Source organism: Bremerella volcania (assembly GCF_007748115.1).
Classification (GTDB): domain Bacteria; phylum Planctomycetota; class Planctomycetia; order Pirellulales; family Pirellulaceae; genus Bremerella; species Bremerella volcania.
Map to the genome: position 1 here is coordinate 1,396,115 of NZ_CP036289.1, position 16,654 is coordinate 1,412,768.

General features: G+C 58.4%; 17 protein-coding genes. 8 read left to right on the forward strand and 9 right to left on the reverse strand.

Going from position 1 to position 16,654, the window contains the following annotated elements; genetic code table 11:
* Positions 1 to 44: 44 nt before the first annotated feature.
* A complete protein-coding gene (locus tag Pan97_RS05560) occupies positions 45 to 866 on the forward strand; it encodes an amidohydrolase family protein (RefSeq protein ID WP_144971137.1) in 822 nt (273 codons plus the stop codon).
* A 52-nt stretch (positions 867 to 918) separates the two neighbouring features.
* On the opposite strand, the gene Pan97_RS05565 is transcribed toward Pan97_RS05560, so the two are convergent.
* Complete coding sequence (locus Pan97_RS05565) at positions 919 to 1,629, reverse strand: phytanoyl-CoA dioxygenase family protein (protein WP_165698628.1); 711 nt, start codon at positions 1,627 to 1,629, stop codon at positions 919 to 921.
* Between the two features lie 134 nt (positions 1,630 to 1,763).
* Between Pan97_RS05565 and Pan97_RS05570 the strand changes: the two genes are divergently transcribed.
* Positions 1,764 to 2,264, forward strand: a complete 501-nt coding sequence (locus tag Pan97_RS05570) for an RDD family protein (RefSeq protein WP_144971139.1) — start codon at positions 1,764 to 1,766, stop codon at positions 2,262 to 2,264.
* Positions 2,265 to 2,433: 169 nt separating this feature from the next.
* Positions 2,434 to 3,039 carry a hypothetical protein gene (locus tag Pan97_RS05575; RefSeq protein ID WP_144971140.1) on the forward strand — a complete coding sequence of 202 codons (606 nt, stop codon included), beginning with the start codon at positions 2,434 to 2,436 and terminating at the stop codon, positions 3,037 to 3,039.
* Here the strand turns inward: Pan97_RS05575 and Pan97_RS05580 are convergent.
* Both Pan97_RS05580 and Pan97_RS05585 read right to left on the reverse strand, forming a co-directional pair.
* The gene (locus Pan97_RS05580) at positions 3,034 to 3,393 is read right to left on the reverse strand and encodes a low molecular weight protein tyrosine phosphatase family protein (protein ID WP_144971141.1); all 360 of its coding nucleotides are present in this window, start codon (positions 3,391 to 3,393) and stop codon (positions 3,034 to 3,036) included. The genes Pan97_RS05575 and Pan97_RS05580 overlap by 6 nt on opposite strands.
* Before the next feature lie 26 nt (positions 3,394 to 3,419).
* Positions 3,420 to 4,412, reverse strand: coding sequence for a YHYH protein (locus Pan97_RS05585; RefSeq protein WP_144971142.1), 993 nt, complete (start codon positions 4,410 to 4,412; stop codon positions 3,420 to 3,422).
* A gap of 182 nt (positions 4,413 to 4,594) precedes the next feature.
* On the opposite strand from Pan97_RS05585, the gene Pan97_RS05590 reads away from it, so the two are divergent.
* Entirely contained in the window at positions 4,595 to 5,482 is an 888-nt protein-coding gene (locus Pan97_RS05590) for an alpha/beta hydrolase (protein WP_144971143.1), read from the forward strand.
* Here the strand turns inward: Pan97_RS05590 and Pan97_RS05595 are convergent.
* From Pan97_RS05595 to Pan97_RS05610, 4 genes are all read right to left on the reverse strand, one after another.
* On the reverse strand, positions 5,479 to 6,300 hold the full coding sequence (locus Pan97_RS05595) for an alpha/beta hydrolase (protein WP_241676363.1): 822 nt from the start codon (positions 6,298 to 6,300) through the stop codon (positions 5,479 to 5,481). The genes Pan97_RS05590 and Pan97_RS05595 overlap by 4 nt on opposite strands.
* 69 nt (positions 6,301 to 6,369) lie before the next feature.
* On the reverse strand, positions 6,370 to 7,230 hold the full coding sequence (ypfJ, locus tag Pan97_RS05600) for a KPN_02809 family neutral zinc metallopeptidase (RefSeq protein ID WP_144971144.1): 861 nt from the start codon (positions 7,228 to 7,230) through the stop codon (positions 6,370 to 6,372).
* A 269-nt stretch (positions 7,231 to 7,499) separates the two neighbouring features.
* On the reverse strand, positions 7,500 to 8,198 hold the full coding sequence (locus Pan97_RS05605; protein ID WP_144971145.1) for a CHAP domain-containing protein: 699 nt from the start codon (positions 8,196 to 8,198) through the stop codon (positions 7,500 to 7,502).
* Positions 8,199 to 8,356: 158 nt separating this feature from the next.
* Positions 8,357 to 9,553 carry a substrate-binding domain-containing protein gene (locus Pan97_RS05610; protein ID WP_144971146.1) on the reverse strand — a complete coding sequence of 399 codons (1,197 nt, stop codon included), beginning with the start codon at positions 9,551 to 9,553 and terminating at the stop codon, positions 8,357 to 8,359.
* A 510-nt stretch (positions 9,554 to 10,063) separates the two neighbouring features.
* Between Pan97_RS05610 and Pan97_RS05615 the strand changes: the two genes are divergently transcribed.
* The 4 genes from Pan97_RS05615 (at position 10,064) to Pan97_RS05630 (ending at position 15,117) form a co-directional block, all read left to right on the forward strand.
* A complete protein-coding gene (locus tag Pan97_RS05615; protein WP_144971147.1) occupies positions 10,064 to 10,291 on the forward strand; it encodes a hypothetical protein in 228 nt (75 codons plus the stop codon).
* 154 nt (positions 10,292 to 10,445) lie between these two features.
* Complete coding sequence (locus tag Pan97_RS05620; protein WP_144971148.1) at positions 10,446 to 11,951, forward strand: sulfatase family protein; 1,506 nt, start codon at positions 10,446 to 10,448, stop codon at positions 11,949 to 11,951.
* A gap of 17 nt (positions 11,952 to 11,968) precedes the next feature.
* Positions 11,969 to 13,432, forward strand: coding sequence for a sulfatase family protein (locus Pan97_RS05625; RefSeq protein ID WP_144971149.1), 1,464 nt, complete (start codon positions 11,969 to 11,971; stop codon positions 13,430 to 13,432).
* 179 nt (positions 13,433 to 13,611) lie between these two features.
* Positions 13,612 to 15,117 (forward strand): sulfatase-like hydrolase/transferase, encoded by a 1,506-nt coding sequence (locus tag Pan97_RS05630; protein ID WP_144971150.1) that lies wholly within the window; start codon positions 13,612 to 13,614, stop codon positions 15,115 to 15,117.
* Here the strand turns inward: Pan97_RS05630 and Pan97_RS05635 are convergent.
* Together Pan97_RS05635 and Pan97_RS05640 are read right to left on the reverse strand one after the other, a co-directional pair.
* Positions 15,114 to 15,323 carry a hypothetical protein gene (locus tag Pan97_RS05635; protein WP_144971151.1) on the reverse strand — a complete coding sequence of 70 codons (210 nt, stop codon included), beginning with the start codon at positions 15,321 to 15,323 and terminating at the stop codon, positions 15,114 to 15,116. The two genes, Pan97_RS05630 and Pan97_RS05635, sit on opposite strands and share 4 nt — an antisense overlap.
* Before the next feature lie 135 nt (positions 15,324 to 15,458).
* Entirely contained in the window at positions 15,459 to 16,640 is a 1,182-nt protein-coding gene (locus Pan97_RS05640; RefSeq protein ID WP_144971152.1) for a Gfo/Idh/MocA family protein, read from the reverse strand.
* Positions 16,641 to 16,654 lie beyond the last annotated feature (14 nt).

A 16,654-nucleotide genomic window follows, 5' to 3' on the forward strand; every position in this document is an offset into this window, starting at 1 on the left:
GGTAAGCTCTACGCTACAAGAACCACCGCGAAGGAGAGAAGCCGATGATCATCGATTGCCATACGCATCTGAATAATTATCACGAAGAACGCGTTCGCTCGATCACCGATTGCCTGGACAACCTGCAGGAAGAGATGTCGGCCAATCGCGTCGACTACGCATTGGTGCTCAGTTCGTACAAGATCACGCCCCATCGGCCTGCCACGCGGGACGTAGTCGAGGCCACGCGCGACTTGGACAACATCGCCGTCGTCGCCGGCATCAGTTATCTGCATTACAAGGAACGCGATCTCCGCGAGTTGGCCGACTTTCTCCGCGATGGCCTGGTCAAAGGGTTGAAGCTCTACCCCGGCTACGAACCTTTTTACCCGCACGATAAACGCCTGCAGGTGATCTACGAGCTGGCGATCGAATTCGACGTGCCGGTGATGATCCACAGCGGCGACACGTACAGCCCGACCGGCAAAGTGCGGTATTCGCATCCGCTGCATATCGACGACGTCGCGGTCGACTTTCCCGACTTGAAGCTGGTCATCTGCCACGTCGGCAATCCGTGGATTCGCGACTGCATGGAGGTCGTCTACAAGAACGAAAACGCGCACGCCGACATCAGCGGGCTCGTGCTGGGTGAATTCGAAGACCGCTTCGAGCAGTTCATGCTGCAAGAGATTCGAGAGATGATCCTCTACGCCGGCGAACCGAAATACCTGCTGTACGGCACCGACTGGCCTATCTGCGGCATGAAGAGCTACCTGAAATTCATCCGTGGCCTGGGACTGCCCGAGAAGAGTTTAGAGCTGATCCTATGGCAGAACGCGGCCCGGCTGTTCAAGCTCGAGGTGAAGGATGGTAAGGTCGTGAACTAGACCAACAATCTTGTCCCCTCACCCCCGAGGACGGTGGAGAGGGGACAGGATTTTAAAGCTTCACGTAATCGTGCCACCGCACCCCATCCGGCAATGCCGGTGACGCGGCGAACTCTAAATGCACGATCCGGCGATGTGCGGTCGTGCCTTCTTTCGACATGCTGCTGGCATGGGAAAGCAGGGGCCGCATGGCCAGTACGTCGCCTGCTTGAGCGCTTAAGACGACCGGCGGCCGTTCTTGCGCGGCGTCCAAAAGGTGCGAGCCTGGGATGACCGACAAGGGGCCGTTTTCCTCGGTCATGGCATCGAGATGAATGCGAAGCGTAAGCATGCTCGCCAGTAGCGTGTCGCTTGCTTCCAGGTGCGTGATGCCCGCTTTCTGCGTTGGGTTGTGAAAGTGCTTGCTGGCCAGCGTATTGTCCTTTACCGCGATCGTTCGGTCGCGATGCCACGGCAGCGACCAGCTACGCTCTGGCGGCTTGTCGAAGAACAATCCCCGCACCAGGCCGACTTCCGGGCCCAGCGTCTGGCGAAGCACGCCGGCCAGCTGCGACGCGTGAGGCAAATCGATCAGCCAGCTCGCGGCCGCCAGCAAATTGCGCGAACCGTAGATGCGTCCGCGGCTCTCAAGCACCGCCGGGCCTGGGTGGGCCTCGAGTGCCGCGATCAGCCGCGTGCCGAGCTGTTGCATCTGGCTGGCCGAGAAGACGCCCGGCAGCATCGCGTAGCCATCTTTTTCGAGCGATTGATGAAAGTTCGACATAGTGCCTGGTGAAGTTTGAGAATCATTCAAGAGATCGAGTGTAAATAATTGACACCCGGGAATCGATCCGATATTTTCGATGCACTTACCCCTTAAGAGAGCCCCCTGTCCTAAACCTTTCGAAGGTCGTTGAAATGAGTCAACTCCACGAGAATCCATTTTCGTCCCCGATGACAGAAGAGCCGATGCTGCCCAAGATGAGTCAGGGGACGCCAGTTCCGGCGGGCAAGGGACTTCGGTTCGCCAATTTCTTCATCGACAACATCGTTCTTAATATCGTCACCTTCGGGATTGGGATGGTGATGGGGGTGATGCTGATCTCGTCCGGCTATGAAGTCGACTCGCAAGGCAATTTCGTCGGCGTGCCGTTGTGGGTGAATATCGTGATCAACTTCGTGCACATTCCGATCACGCTCGCCTACTACGTCATTCTGGAAGCTGCGCTGGGCCGTACGCTCGGCAAGCTGGTCACCGGCACGCGCGTGGTCAACGCCGAAGGGAATGACGCGAGCTTTGGCCAGGTCGTGGGCCGCTCGTTTGCCCGCTACATCCCCTTCGAGGTCTTCTCGTTCCTCGGTCAGACAGGCCGCGGCTGGCACGACTCGCTCAGCAAGACCTACGTGGTGAAGATCTAGTTCGATCTCTTAAGCGTTCGATCGAACTCGTGAAATCAAACAAGGGTGATTCAGAAGCGAACTTCTGAATCACCCTTTGTTTTTTCCCGTCAGACAAGAGAACGCTTGCCCGATAGAATCGAATCCACTGAAACCTGCTTCAAGGATTGCTTGTGAGGGAACAGAGCACATGGGAATGCACATTGGCTTGATCGTGGCAGAGACTTCGGTCGAAGCGTTGAAGGACGCGTTTCTCGCGCAATGTCCTCATCTCGAAGTGGTCGCTACCAAGGATGACTTTGGCAGTATTGATGACGTGTGGGCTTGGCGCGAAGCCAACTCGCAGTTCGTTTCCGCCGCGGATTGGAGTAAAGACAACCCAGGCAAAACGGTCTACTTGTTCTGGCAAGACTTAACCTGGGCGATGCTGCTCGATTCGGAATACGTCTATGCTTCCGATGGCGACTTGCTTGCTCGTTTGAGTCAGCAGTTCAATCGAACTCTTTCATTCGTTGTGGAATCGGCGGGAGGCTGCGCTTCGTTCTGGTGCTACGATAACGGCACCCAGCTTCGGCAAATCAATTACTTCGATGGCGAGGTAGAACTGGCTGGCCAGCCGCTGGCCGAAGAAGAAGGCATCGACGTCAACAACTACTACATGGACGAGACCGAGGCCCTTTGGCGAGCGTTTGGGATTGATCCCGTAAAGTGTTTGCAGTCCTCGAAAGAGTGCCTGGCGATCAGCGTCATCGACCGGACGGATTACAGCCGGGACGACGATGACCTTGAGTCATGATTCCGCTGGATACTCCACCGAGCATTCCATCAAGAAGGACTCGACGCGTTCCTGGATCAGTTTGACCAGTTTGGGGTCCATGAACTGATAGTCGTCTGGAATTTCCAAGACATGCACCGGCCGCTTGCCCAGGGCATTGCGGTACAGGGAACGGAGCTTGGCCAGGTGCTCGTATTCCATCACGAAGACCACGTCGGCCCAGTGCAGGTCCTCTGGCGAGATCCGCCGCGCGGCCTTGGGGCTAAGGCCGCGCGAGCGAACCGCGAGTCGCGGGTCGTTGCAATAGACCCGCTCTGCCGTTGGACTTCGCCAAAGGTTCTTCGAACACACAAACAAGACGTTGGTGGGGGGCATCGCGCTCGGTTCCTTTTGCTGCTTGCCTATCGCCGCGGTGGAGGACCGAAGCCCGGTCGACCACCCGGACCACCTCCTCCTGGAGGCCCAAAACCGGGAGGACCTCCTCCGGGGCCGCGGCGAAAGTCATCCGACGGGGTGCCGCGATAGTTACGGGGGATCACCGGCCAATGGTGGGTCAGGTAATACGCGTACGTCCCTTGCGGATACTCCGGCGTCACGGCGTAACGGCCGTTGCACTCGTCCAAATCGCCATGCCCAGCGACGTACTGGTAGTCTTGAATAAAGGTTCCGTCGTAACGTCCGCCAGGCTGGTTGTTGGTGCTGGGACGACGTCCTGGCTTCAAGCGGTACGATGGTTTCAGTTCGACAATATCACTTTCCGGATTGTTCGGATCCTGAAAGCCATAAAGGGCATAAATCGGAAAACCATCGGCCGCCCAGCCGACGATTGGCGAATGCTTCCCCTTCTGCACGTTCAGGCTTTTCAGCAAATCGCTCGGCAGGCCGTGGTAATGATACGCGCCGGTGGGCTGCACGTGGGCATGGTTGGTATCGATCCCCAATTGCACGGCTCCTGACAGGGCCTCATACTGCCAGCCGCCGCGCGGGTCGCCGTTGTACCATTCGGCGGCACCGGGATCGAAAGGTACCCCGTTGACGCCGATGCCGAAGTTCTGCATCCGCAACGGGGTAATGCGACTGGCTTGCTTCGGTTCCGCTGGCAGGCGAAAAACGTACTGCTGCTGTGTGATGCCGTTCGGGTTGCCATGGTTGGGGAACGCACCGGTGCGATGATCAGGTATGCCATTGGCACGAATGATTCGCTCGTTGCCGACCACTTCGATCGAAACCTGGTTCTTGCCTGGGGGCGGGCTGTCGGCCGGAATCAGCCGCAGTGCTTGGGCTTGCGTCACCAGGTGCCGCCGCATCCGAGGTGCCAGTTGCGCGAGCATCGGCCCGGCCCCCAGCACGGTTGCGAGGAACATGATGATTGCAAGATGGTATTTGCGCGTCATGGGTAAATCTCCCGTAGAATGGTTTCTACTGGTTTAGCAGTATATCGGTTATGAAACCGACATGCGAGAGAATTGTTCCGCCAGAATGGGTGGAAATTCTGAGAAAGTCCTTTTAAGATCAGCGTAAGTCCTTACCCATTTCTCACCTTACGCATATGCGTCTGATGTCACAGAAACCTGCCATGAATTGTGCCCGCCCCGTGTTCGCGACTTGGACCACCGCCTTTGTGCTGCTAACGACTCTCTCTCTGCACGCCGCGGAAGACAAGAAGGTCGTCAAGGATCTCGAGTTCGCCAACGTCGATGGGCACAGCTTGAAGTTGGACCTCTATTTGCCGAAAGCGAAAGAGGGTCCGCTGGTCGTGTGGATCCATGGGGGTGGCTGGCATGCTGGCAGTAAGGATGGTTGCCCAGTCACTTGGCTGACCGATCATGACATCGCCGTGGCGAGCATCTCGTATCGCTTAACCGACAAGGCCACGTTTCCCGCGCAGATCCACGACTGCAAAGGGGCCGTCCGCTGGCTGCGAGCCAACGCCGATAAGTACGGTTACTCGATCGAAAAGGTCGGCGTCGCCGGTTCGAGTGCCGGTGGTCACCTCGCCGCACTGATGGGAACCTCCGGAGAGGTGAAGGAACTGGAGGGGGAAGTCGGCGGCAATCTCGACTATTCGTCACGCGTGGCCGCCGTGGTCGACTACTACGGAGCGACCGACTTCGTCCTCCGCTCGAAGACCCAGCCGCACCGCGCCAACCAGAAGGGTTCGGTCGTGTACAAACTGCTCGGCGGTGGAGCGGACGAAAAAGTCGACCTGGCCAAGCAGGCCTCGGCCGCGTTTCACGTCACCGAGGATGACCCGCCGTTTTTGGTCATCCACGGCGATAAAGACACTACGGTACTGCTCGACCAGTCCAAGCGGATTCAAGAGGTGTACCAGCAAGCCGGACTGCCGCTGGAGTTAATCGTCATCGAAGGGGGCAAGCATGGCGGCTCCGAGTTTTACAACGGGGATCGCCGTGAGCAGGTGATTGCGTTCTTTAAAAAGCATCTGCAAGACGCAGAAGACTAGTCGTCCTTCGAGTGCTTCTCGATGAACCTGGTCATCAGCAGCACGCCAGGCTCGACCATGTTGCCGTGGGTGAAGCCTTGCAGTTCGTACAACTGGACGTCGGGATGCTTGACCGACTCCAGCATTTTGAAGAGCAGGGCGTTTTCTTCGTAGCGGAAGGGGAACTCCAGGTTGCGATCGCCGGTGGTCAATAGCAGCGGCGGGGTATCCTTGCGGACATGATAGAGCGGCGCCAGGTCGTCGGCGACGCCGGTCTCGCGCCCCAGGCCTCGTTCCTTGCGGATCGTGAAGTGCGTAAACGTTTGACCGCTGTGCGGGATGGCACCGGCCAGGTCGTTGGGGTCGATGCCGTGCGGCTCGAGCCAGCGCTTGTCGAGCACCAGCATGCTGGTCAGGTAGCCGCCGGCCGAGTGACCGCTGATGAAGATCTTGGTGGGGTCGCCGCCATACTTCTCGATGTTGGCGAAGGTCCAGGCAACCGCCGCGGCGGCGTCTTCCAGGTAGACCGGTGCTTTCACTTGGGGGCTATGACGATAGTTGGCCGAGACGACGGCGTAGCCGTTATCCATCAGGTACTTGGGGATCTTCTTGTCGCCTGCTTCGAGCCCACCGCCATGAAACCAAACCACCGTGGCAAACCCTTTATCGGGCGGCGTGTGCACGTCGAGGCGGCATTGCTGTTTCGCGTAGTCATCGAGCCCTTCTTCGCTGCGGTAGGGTATGTCCGTTTCCAGCTTGGACGTGGCATACTCGGCATGCAGCAGCGAAGGAATGGCAAGTAAGAGCAGCGTGAGAATGAACGTCTGGCGAGTCATCATGATGTTGATCTAGGGTAGGGCAATGAAGGGAGCGAGAATAACTATCGTAACACAAGCACGCCTGCGGTGCTAAAGCTGGCTATAGGGAATGCTGAACGTGTCTCCCTGGTCCATGTCGCCTGTTTTCAGCCCTTTGTAGAACCACCGGGCACGCTGTTTGGAACTGCCATGGGTGAAGGACTCGGGCACCACGAACCCGCGTGATTCCATTTGCAATTGGTCGTCCCCGATGGCGGTCGCCGCGTTCAAGGCTTCTTCGATGTCCCCTTCTTCGAGGATGTTCCAGTTTTGTTGGGCATGGTGAGCCCAGACGCCCGCCAGGAAGTCGGCTTGAAGTTCCTGGCGGACCGATAGCTCGTTGGCTTCCTCTTTACCGGCCCGGGTGCGTGCGCGATGGACTTCCTCGCTGATGCCCAATAGGTTTTGCACATGGTGCCCGACCTCGTGTGCGATCACGTAGGCCTGGGCGAAGTCGCCTCCTGCGCCCAGGTTGTCGTTCATCTCGTCGAAGAAGCTGAGGTCGATGTATACCTTTTGATCTAACGGGCAGTAGAACGGGCCGGTCGCCGCCTGCTGAAAGCCACACGCCGATTGAACGGTACCGCGGAACATGACCAGCGTCGGGTCTTCGTACCGCTTGCCCATCTGCTGAAACTGCTGCCCCCAAACGTCTTCGGTGTCGGCCAGCACCACGGAAACAAACTGGGCTCGCTCGTCATCGGCCGGGTTGACCGCTACGGGACCACCACCGCCGCCGCCTGGTTGTTGCGGAAGCCCACGCAAAATGGCCAAGGGATCACCACCCAATAGCCACACCAGCAGCATGATGATCAAGATGCCCAAAATGCTTCCACCCCCGGCCATCGCCGGGCCTCGGGAAGACCGCCGATCCTCCACATTCTCGCTGCCGCGCCGTCCTCGCCATCGCATGCCTGGGGCTCCTCAGCATTTCCACTTCAATAGCTACTCAGCTGGCACATCTTGGTACTCAACTGATTGTCCCTTAGCCGCAGTGCAAATGGGACACCAAAATGAAGAATTTCATCAAAGGTTGGGCAAAACGAAAACGTGTTCGTCTCTATTTCGTCGCGCTCAATGGTGGTGACGCATTTTCCTAATGATTGCTTCTAAAATAGGGAAAACAGGCCGGGGTTGGCTTGGCGCTCTGAGCTTTGGTTTGGCATCGTGCTGCGTTTCTTCTAGGGAGCGGTGGCCTTGGCGGGGTTGAAGTTGGGCACGAAGTTGTTCCAGTTGTTGAAATCCCACAGGCAAAGCCGCCCCTCTTTGGCGAACTCCTCACTGCGTCCGTCGAAGATCCATTTCGGAGGGGTGCCTGATCGGACGTATGACTTTTGCGCGACCATCGCCCCGATGTAACAGCTGGCCGAAGGATCGTTCTGATTCTCGCCCCGCCAGATGCGTGTCAAGCGTCCGCATCGCTCGGACGATGGGCGAAAGTTTCCCTGGACGATGTTCACGCTGCCAGGACTGACCGAGGTCACCACTTGGACGTGCCCGCCGCCTGCGTACAGGATGATCAGATCCCCAGGCTTGGCCAGCGGCAAGCTGACGTTGGAGTTTCCCTTCTGGGCCCCTTTCACCATCACGACGGTGTTATAGGTCAGAAGGTCGCTGGCCCCGGTCGAGGGAAGCACCGCTGACAGGTAAGCCGACTTCGAGTTGAACTTCGCCGGATCGAGCCCCTGTGGGTTGGCATTATTGCTGAAGAATACCGGCAGCCCGTTTTGCTCGGCGAAGTCGACCACCATGCGGATCGAAAGGTCCTCGCAGGTCGAGCGCAAGTTGCCTGCCCGGCGTGGGCCATTGGTTTTCGCGTAGTTTCTGTAGGACTGAATCGTGGACGACGTCCACGCATTCTTCACGGTCCAAGCCGGCATCGTTGTTCCCTCCCCGATAAGATGCGTACGTTAGAAAAGCAACAGACGCCGCGCACAGCAGGGCGTCTTCCCGGTTAACGACGCATCACGGAGATGGTTGCGACGAATTTTAGAATTTGCCGATTTAACGCATCCATCCATGGCAGTGCATGAATCGGTTACTCGGAATCCGACTTCGCTTTGCGCTGCTGTTTGCGATATTGGCTGGGGGTCACGTTCAGTTCGTCACGCAGCAGCTTGTTCAAGTACGAATAGTGGCTGTAGCCGACCATCGCCGCGATCCGCTGCGTCGAGAGGTTGGTCGACTCGAGCAAGTGCTTCACGCGTTCCAGGCGGACTTCGCGAATCACTTCTCCCATCGAGCGACCGATCTGTTTCTTGAATTCGATTTCGAGCGTGCGGATCGGAATCCGTACGGCGCTCGAAACGTCCTTCAGGCGAATGCCATCGCAGGCATGTTCGCGAATGTAATTCAGAGCCCGGTCGATATCGGTCACCGCGGCACGCTTCCAACCGGTGGTCGACCGCCTGGCCGAGACCTGCTGGGCGGGTATCTCGAAGACCGTTTCCTTGGGCGCGTTCCCTAAAATCATTGAGTGCAGCAGCGACGCACAGCGGTAGCCGATTTCCACGCCTGGGGTATGCACGCTGGAAAGAGGCGGATCGGACATGCGAGCACGTTCCGAGTCTCCCACGCCCAGCACGCCGACTTCATCGGGAATCGAGAATCCCATCTCAAGAGCGATCTTGGCGACGAACTCTGCCACCACGTCATTGAGCGCTACCACGGCCAGCGGCTTGGGGGACTTTTCCAACAGCTGCTGAATCTTTTCGACCGTCGACTCGGAGACCTCGCGGTCTTCTTCGACCGTGTCGACCGGGATCTCCTTGAGGGCGACGGCTTTTAATTTGATGCCGCGCTTGGTGAGTTCGTCCGACAGCCCATCGCGACGGCGCTTCGAGCCGTCCGACTTCTGGTATCCGACGAAAGCGATGTGTTCGAAGCCCGCTTCGGTCAGATGGGTCGCGGCCAGGCGACCCACCGAATGGACGTCGGTGTAGACCGAGACGAATCCGGAATCAATCAAGTCGCCGCTGGCCAGAACAACCGGGACTTTGCCCCGCTTGAGCCAGTTGGTGATGCCGGCATTGCGACCGGCCGAAACGATCGCACCGTCCACTTTGCCCGTCCACGGAGGATTGCCGACCAGGTTGGGATCGTTGCTCGAAAAGCGGAAGTCACGAACCTGAATGTTGGGATACTCTTCGACGTAATTCAGCAGTCCTTGCAGCACGCGTCGGGAATGTTCGGTCCAAGAAGCGGAATGGATCCCGATCGTTATTTTTTCACTCATATGCGTCCAGAATGTCAGGTTGGGCCGTCAAAGGGGGAGAGGACGTCGGCGCGCGTGCGCGATCTTGTATGGTGTATTGCGCAAAGTTTTACGTGCAATTTCGAGTTTTTGCAATAGACTAGGTCGGTAATTACCAACAAGAAGTGGGGCCTGTATCCCAAAGAAAGCGGCAGATATGAGTCACTTTCTCAGGTGTGATAGAAGCCGTATCTGTTTCTCCTTTTGGCAGTTACGATCACTCCTGGCCTAACTCCGCCATGCATCCTGTCTGCAACGAAAGAAATCTCTCATGTTCCGAAAGTTTTTGTTTCGGTTCGCCTTGGTGCCGTGTGTTTTTGCGCAGGGAACGGCCGTTGCCAAAGAATTTCAGTGAGCGTCCCCTTTTGGTGATCACATGATTTTGCATCGCGGCATGCCGCTGAGGGTACGGGGCTAGGGACAGACAGGCGAGTCGTTCACCGTGAAGATCGGCGATCAAGAGGCCACCATCAAGGTTGCCCCCGAAGGGAGTTGGAAGCTTACGCTCGAGCCGATGAAAGCCGGCGGTCCGTTCCAGTTGACGGCGGAAAGTGGCCAGCCCAGGCCAAGATCGACGGGAACAATATTCGATGGAGTAGCCCCGACGTGCCCAGTCCGGTCGTGGTTCGGTTTGCGTTCGTCTCCTTTCCGCAGGTGAACCTGGTCAACGAGCAAGAGTTGCCAGCGGTGCCGTTCCGGACCGATAATGACTCGCCGTAGATGGATTTCGGGAAACTTCGCAAAACATCCAACTTCGCGCGACAGGATGTGCCTTGCGCGGCTGTTAATAAGGGAGCAGGGATCCATATGCCCCCTCTTCGCCGCGCTTCAGACCCTTCGCCCCGCCCCTCAACTGCTTATCGAGCCTGAACTTATGATGCGACGACTCTTGTTTGCTGCGCTCCTGCTGACTTTCGTTAGTACCACGGCCACGAATCTGCATGCCGCCGAAACGAATCAGCCCAATATTCTGATTCTGTATGCCGACGACCTCGGGTTCGGCGATCTCTCGTGCTACAACGCCAAGGGGAAGATCCCGACGCCTAACCTCGATAAGCTGGCTGCCTCAGGCACGCGATTTACTGATGGGCATTCCTCGTCCGGTATCTGCACGCCGAGCCGTTACGCGCTGCTGACTGGTCGGCATCACTGGCGCGACTTTCACGGCATTGTGAACGCGTTTGGCGGCTCGGTCTTCAAGCCAGAGCGTTTGACGATGCCGGAGATGCTTAAGCAGCAAGGGTACGCCACCGCGTGCATCGGCAAGTGGCACTTGGGCTGGGACTGGGACGCGATTCGCAACAACAAGGGGATTCAGCCGGATAGCTTCGACTGGACGAAGTCGATCCCCGATGGTCCGCTCGCCCACGGTTTCGATCACTACTTCGGCGACACGGTCATCAACTTCCCGCCGTATGCCTGGATCGAAGATGACAAGATGGCCCAGATCCCCGACACGATGAAAGATGAGTCGAAGTGGAAGAAGATCAAGGAAGGGAACTGGGAATGCCGTCCCGGACCGATGGTCACCGGTTGGGATCCATACGCCGTGCTGCCGACCCTGACCGATAAAGGGGTTGCCTATCTCGAATCTCGTAAGGACGCGAAGGAACCGTTCTTCCTGTACTTCGCGTTCCCTTGCCCGCATGCTCCGATCATTCCCAACGATGCCTACGACGGCAAGAGTGGTGCCGGGCCGTTTGGTGACTTCGTGGTCGAAACCGACGCCATGGTGGGCCGCTTGCTCGCCGCGCTCGAGGCCTCGGGCCAGGCCGACAACACGATCGTCGTCTTCACCGCCGACAACGGGCCAGAACACTACGCGTATGCTCGCGATGCGAAGTATGGTCACTGGTCGCCAGAGCCCTTCCGCGGTTTGAAGCGAGACATCTACGAAGGGGGCCATCACGTGCCGTTTATCATCCGCTGGCCCGGCGTGACGAAGCCTGGCAGCGTGAGCGACGCGTTGGTTTCGCAGATCGACCTGATGGGAACGTTTGCCTCGGCACTCGGAGCTAAGCTGCCCCAGGACGCCGCCGAAGACTCGCACGATATGCTGCCGTACCTGAAGGGGGAAGCGGAGAGCGTGCGCAGCTCGCACGTGCACAATACGTTCGCCGGCCAGTACGCGATTCGTGACGGCGACTGGTTGCTCATTGATGCCAAGACCGGCTACCGATCGAAAGGTTGGCAGGCCTGGGAACCGAGGCACGACTACCCCGGCGACGATGACCAACCGGTTGAGCTGTACAATCTGAAAGAGGATATCGGTCAGCGACACAACCTGGCCGCCAATCACCCCGAGAAGGTCCAGCAGATGCAGAAGCTGTTGACCAAGATTCAGAAGCAAGGTCACTCGGCACCCCGTTTGGCGAAGTAGAGCGAAGGAGCACGAACATGACTTCTCGAGTGACCTGGTTCTGTCTGACGCTGGCGCTACTGGTGCCGCAGGCTGTGCTTGCCGCGGAAAAGCCGAATATCGTTTTCATCATGTGCGACGATCTCGGCTACGGCGACGTGCACTGCTTGAATCCCGAGCACGGCAAGATCGCCACGCCGGGTGCCGATCAACTGGCGAAAGAAGGGATGACCTTCACCGATGCTCACTCCGGCTCGTCGGTTTGTACGCCGACGCGTTACGGACTGATGACAGGGCGTTATAGTTGGCGAACCAAACTGCAAAGTGGCGTCGTGACCGGCTTCGCCCCATGCTTGATCGACGCAGACCGCCCGACGGTGGCCAGCTTTTTGAAAGAGCACGGCTACCAGACGGCAATCATCGGCAAGTGGCACTTGAACTTTCAGTACTGCGATGCCCAGACGGGCAAGCCTTACTCGGCGAAGGACTTCAAATCGCCGCCGGTGGGAACCAAGATTCCCGACGGACCGCTGGCACGCGGGTTCGACACCTACCACGGCTTTCATCATGCTCGCGACATGCAGACGGTGATCGAGAACGACACGGTCATCGCCCACGATCCTCCGATCAACATGCTGCCGCGACTGACGCGCAAAAGCGTCGAGTACATCGACCAGCATGCCAATGACGACAAGCCGTTCTTTTTGTACATCCCTCTTGGCTCGCCCCATACGCCGATCCTGCCGACCAAAGCCTGGCAAGGCAAGAGCGGCCTGGGGGACTATGGCGACTTCGTGATGGAGACCGACAACGTCGTCGTCGAAGTCACCAAGGCGCTTCAGCGCCATGGCCTGGCCGACAAGACGCTGGTCATCTTCACCAGCGACAACGGGTGCAGCAAAGCGGCCGGTATCCCACAGCTGGCCGACAAGGGGCATATCGTCAGCGCGCATCTGCGTGGCTCGAAGGCCGATATCTGGGACGGCGGGCATCGCGTGCCATTTCTGGTGCGTTGGCCCGGCAAGGTGAAAGCCGGCTCGAAGAGCGACCAGTTGATCTGTTTGACCGATTGGTTCGCCACCGCGGCCGACGTCATCGGCGAAGACGTTCCCGCTGGCTCATGCGAAGACAGCGTCAGCTTTCTGCCGGCACTTGCTGGAGAAGCCATCGCTTCGACCAGGGCCGGCGTCGTGCATCATTCGATCAGCGGGCACTTCGCCTATCGGCAAGGTCCGTGGAAGCTGGCCCTGGCCCGCGGTTCTGGCGGGTGGAGTTCCCCCAACGAGAAACAGGCCGCGAAAACGGATGCACCCAAGGCGCAGCTGTACCATATGATGGATGACGTCGGCGAAAAGGATAATCGTTACCTGACCGAGACGTCGATCGCCGAGCGACTTTTGAAGCAGCTGCAAGCCGACGTCGAGCGGGGCCGCAGCACCGACGGACCGAAGTCAAAGAACGACACCAAGAAGATCGACCTTTGGAAGAGCGAAAAGAACTAACGCGGAAGAGTGAAAAGAACTAAGAGAAATCCCTTCTTGTCCCCTCTCCCTCGCAGGGAGAGGGCTAGGGTGAGGGTTTCAAGAGCTAGGCTTGCTTCCTAACGCCCGCCAAAGTACGCAGCGGTCGCGTCCACAACACGAACATCCCCAATAAATGCTCCCCCAAACGAGGACTAACCATGATCATCGCTACTCGAATGACCCTCGCGTGCCTGCTTCTGACGGTGGGCCTGGCTGCCACGGCTTCGGCAGCCGAACGGCCGAATATTTTGTTCATCATCGCGGACGATCAGTCTCCGTTTGACCTCAAGTTCTACAACCAGGAGTCGAAGCTCGACACGCCGGTGCTCGACCAGTTGGCGGCCGACGGCATGGTCTTCGATGGAGCGTACCAGATGGGTTCGTGGTCGGGGGCGGTCTGCACGCCGTCACGGCACATGGTGATGAGCGGCCGCACCGTGTGGCACATTCCCAGCCGGCTCAATCGCAAGCGAAATCCGAACGAAGGGGATAACCAACTGGTTCCCGACAACCTGCCGGAATACACGATGGCCGCCGTGTTCAATCGTGCCGGGTACGATACGATGCGAACCTGCAAGAAAGGGAACAGCTACGACGCCGCCAACAAGCAGTTTACCGTGGTCAAGGATGCCACCAAGCGGGGCGGGACTGAAGAGTCAGGCAGTGCCTGGCACGGGAAGCAGGTGCTCGACTACTTGAACGAGCGCGAGAAGACCAAGGACAAGGATCCGTTTCTGATCTACTTCGGCTTCTCGCACCCGCACGATACCCGCGACGGCACGCCGGAGCTGTTGGAGAAATACGGCTCGATCAACCATACCAAGAGCACGACGCTGCCTGAGCCAAACGACAAGCAGCCGCAGATGCCGCCCAACTGGCTGCCCAAGCATCCTTTCGAGAACAGCCATCTGAACGTGCGCGATGAAGTGGCCGTGAGCGGCGTCTGGAAGAACCGCGACGAAGCGACCATTCGCAACGAACTGGGACGCGAGTTCGCGTGCAGCGAGAACATCGACATCCAGATCGGCAAGGTGCTCAACAAGCTGGAAGCGATGGGCGAGTTGGACAACACCTACATCTTCTATACCGCCGACCACGGCATGGCGATCGGTCGCCATGGTTTGCAGGGGAAGCAAAACCTGTACCAGCACACCTGGCGCGTTCCGTTTGTCGTCAAGGGCCCCGGCATCAAGCCCGGCACGCGCGCCGAGGGGAACATTTACCTGTTGGACGTGCTGGCGACGATCTGCGATCTGACCGGCGTTGACCCGCCGGAGACCAACGAAGGTACCAGCTTCAAGCCAGTGCTGACGGGTGAGCAAGATACGATTCGCGACGTACTGTATGGTGTCTATTGCGGGGGGGAGAAGCCTGGGATGCGCTGCGTGAAGAAGGGGGACTGGAAGCTGCTGAAGTACGACGTCCCCAGCGCCGGCGTGCACCAGACGCAGCTGTTCAACCTGGCCGAGAACCCCCACGAGTTCCTGCCGCAGCATCACAGTAAGGAAGTGATCGCCATGACCGGCATCACTCCGGAAAAGCATCAAACGAACCTGGCCGACGATCCGAAGTACGCTGCCCAGCGAAAGGAATTGGAAGCCTTGCTACAGGCCGAAATGAAACGCCTGGACGATCCATTCGTGCTGTGGGACCAGAAGAATTAGTCCGGGTATTCGACGTTAATATGGCAATTGGGAACCGCCATCTTCAACTGTTGAAGATGGGCGAATTCTTGAAGCGGGTCAGGTGCTTCAGGTCTTCGTCCGTCGCGCGTCGTGATTTCCTGCGCGATGCCCAGCTTCGCCCCGCCCATCATCATTTCGGCGACAGCAGCCACGGTCCAGCATGCCAACCACGAAATGCGCGTCATAAGCAATCGATCCCTCCCGAGACCTTACTAGGTACAGGCCCCATTCTAGGCGTGTCCCCCAATCGCGACCACATTTGGTCCACGCTGCGCGGGTTTTCGCGCGAAATAGGGCTTGGGATACTATTGAACGATTGGCTATAGCTTCGCCAGGGGGTTCTCTCGCTCTTGGAGTGGGAACTCGACGATTTGCCCGTTCTGGCGATGCGACTCGAAGACGCCGCAGATCATTTCCACGGTCCAGGCAGCCTGGTGGATATCGCACTTCGGAGCACTGTTGCCAGACACCGACCAAAGCAAGTCGATTCCCGCCGCGACGTGGTTATGGACTTTTTCGATTTCCCGGGGATCGGTTTCCTCTTTGCCGACTCCCTGCGAGGTGATCGGAATCCACTTGCGAGGCGAGTTGGCTGGGTCGTACGGGTTGCCGGGCGTGAAGTGGGCGACCGGGTCCCGGTCGATGTGCCAGGTGACGGTCCCCTTGCTGCCGATGATTTGAAAGCAATAGCCGTTGGGGCTGGTGCCGTCGTTGGCGATCGACTGGTAGTAGGCGACCAGCCCATTGTCCATCAAGTAGCGGGCATGGACTTCGTTACCGGCCAACTGACCCAGTCCTTCGTTGCCGCGTTTTACATCCTTGGGCGTGACGAGTTGACCATCTTGCAGCAAGATACCAGAGACGCTTTTCGGCTTGCCGCCGCCGAAGTAGCAGAACAAGTTGACGATGTGAGAACCCAACACCCACAGGTCTTCGCCGCCGCCGCGATGGTCTCCTTTTCCTTTGCCTCGCAGTTCGAGGATTTTACCCAACTCGCCTGAATCGATGAGTGCGTCGATATGTTCCAGGGCTGGGTGATACCGATTGCGGTGCGCGACGGCGACCTTCGTACCCCGTTTTTCCGCCGCGGCGATCAGGGCATCGGCTTCGGCCGGATTGCGGACGAAGGGCTTCTCGCAGTAGATCCCCTTCGCCCCAGCCTCGATCGCGGCCAATACCATGTCGAAGTGCTGATCGGGATGGCGCGGGCAAACGGAAACGTACTCCGGCTTCATCGTCTGGAGCATGACCTGGTAGTCGGCAAACCCTTGTGCCCCTTCTAGCCGCTTGGTGGCCAGCGACAAGCCACGCGGGTCGGCGTCGGCCACGGCGACTACTTGCGTCTCGCTTATCTTGAGCCACATCGTATCGAGCCCATGCCCATAGTTACCGCGGCCGGTGTGCCCGATGACGGCCGTGGGACTAGGTGGAATAATCGCGTGAGCCACCGCCGGCGTCAGCAGGGCAGCAGACGATGCAGCGAGGAAAGTTCGGCGTTTCATGGGGAAAGGTCTTT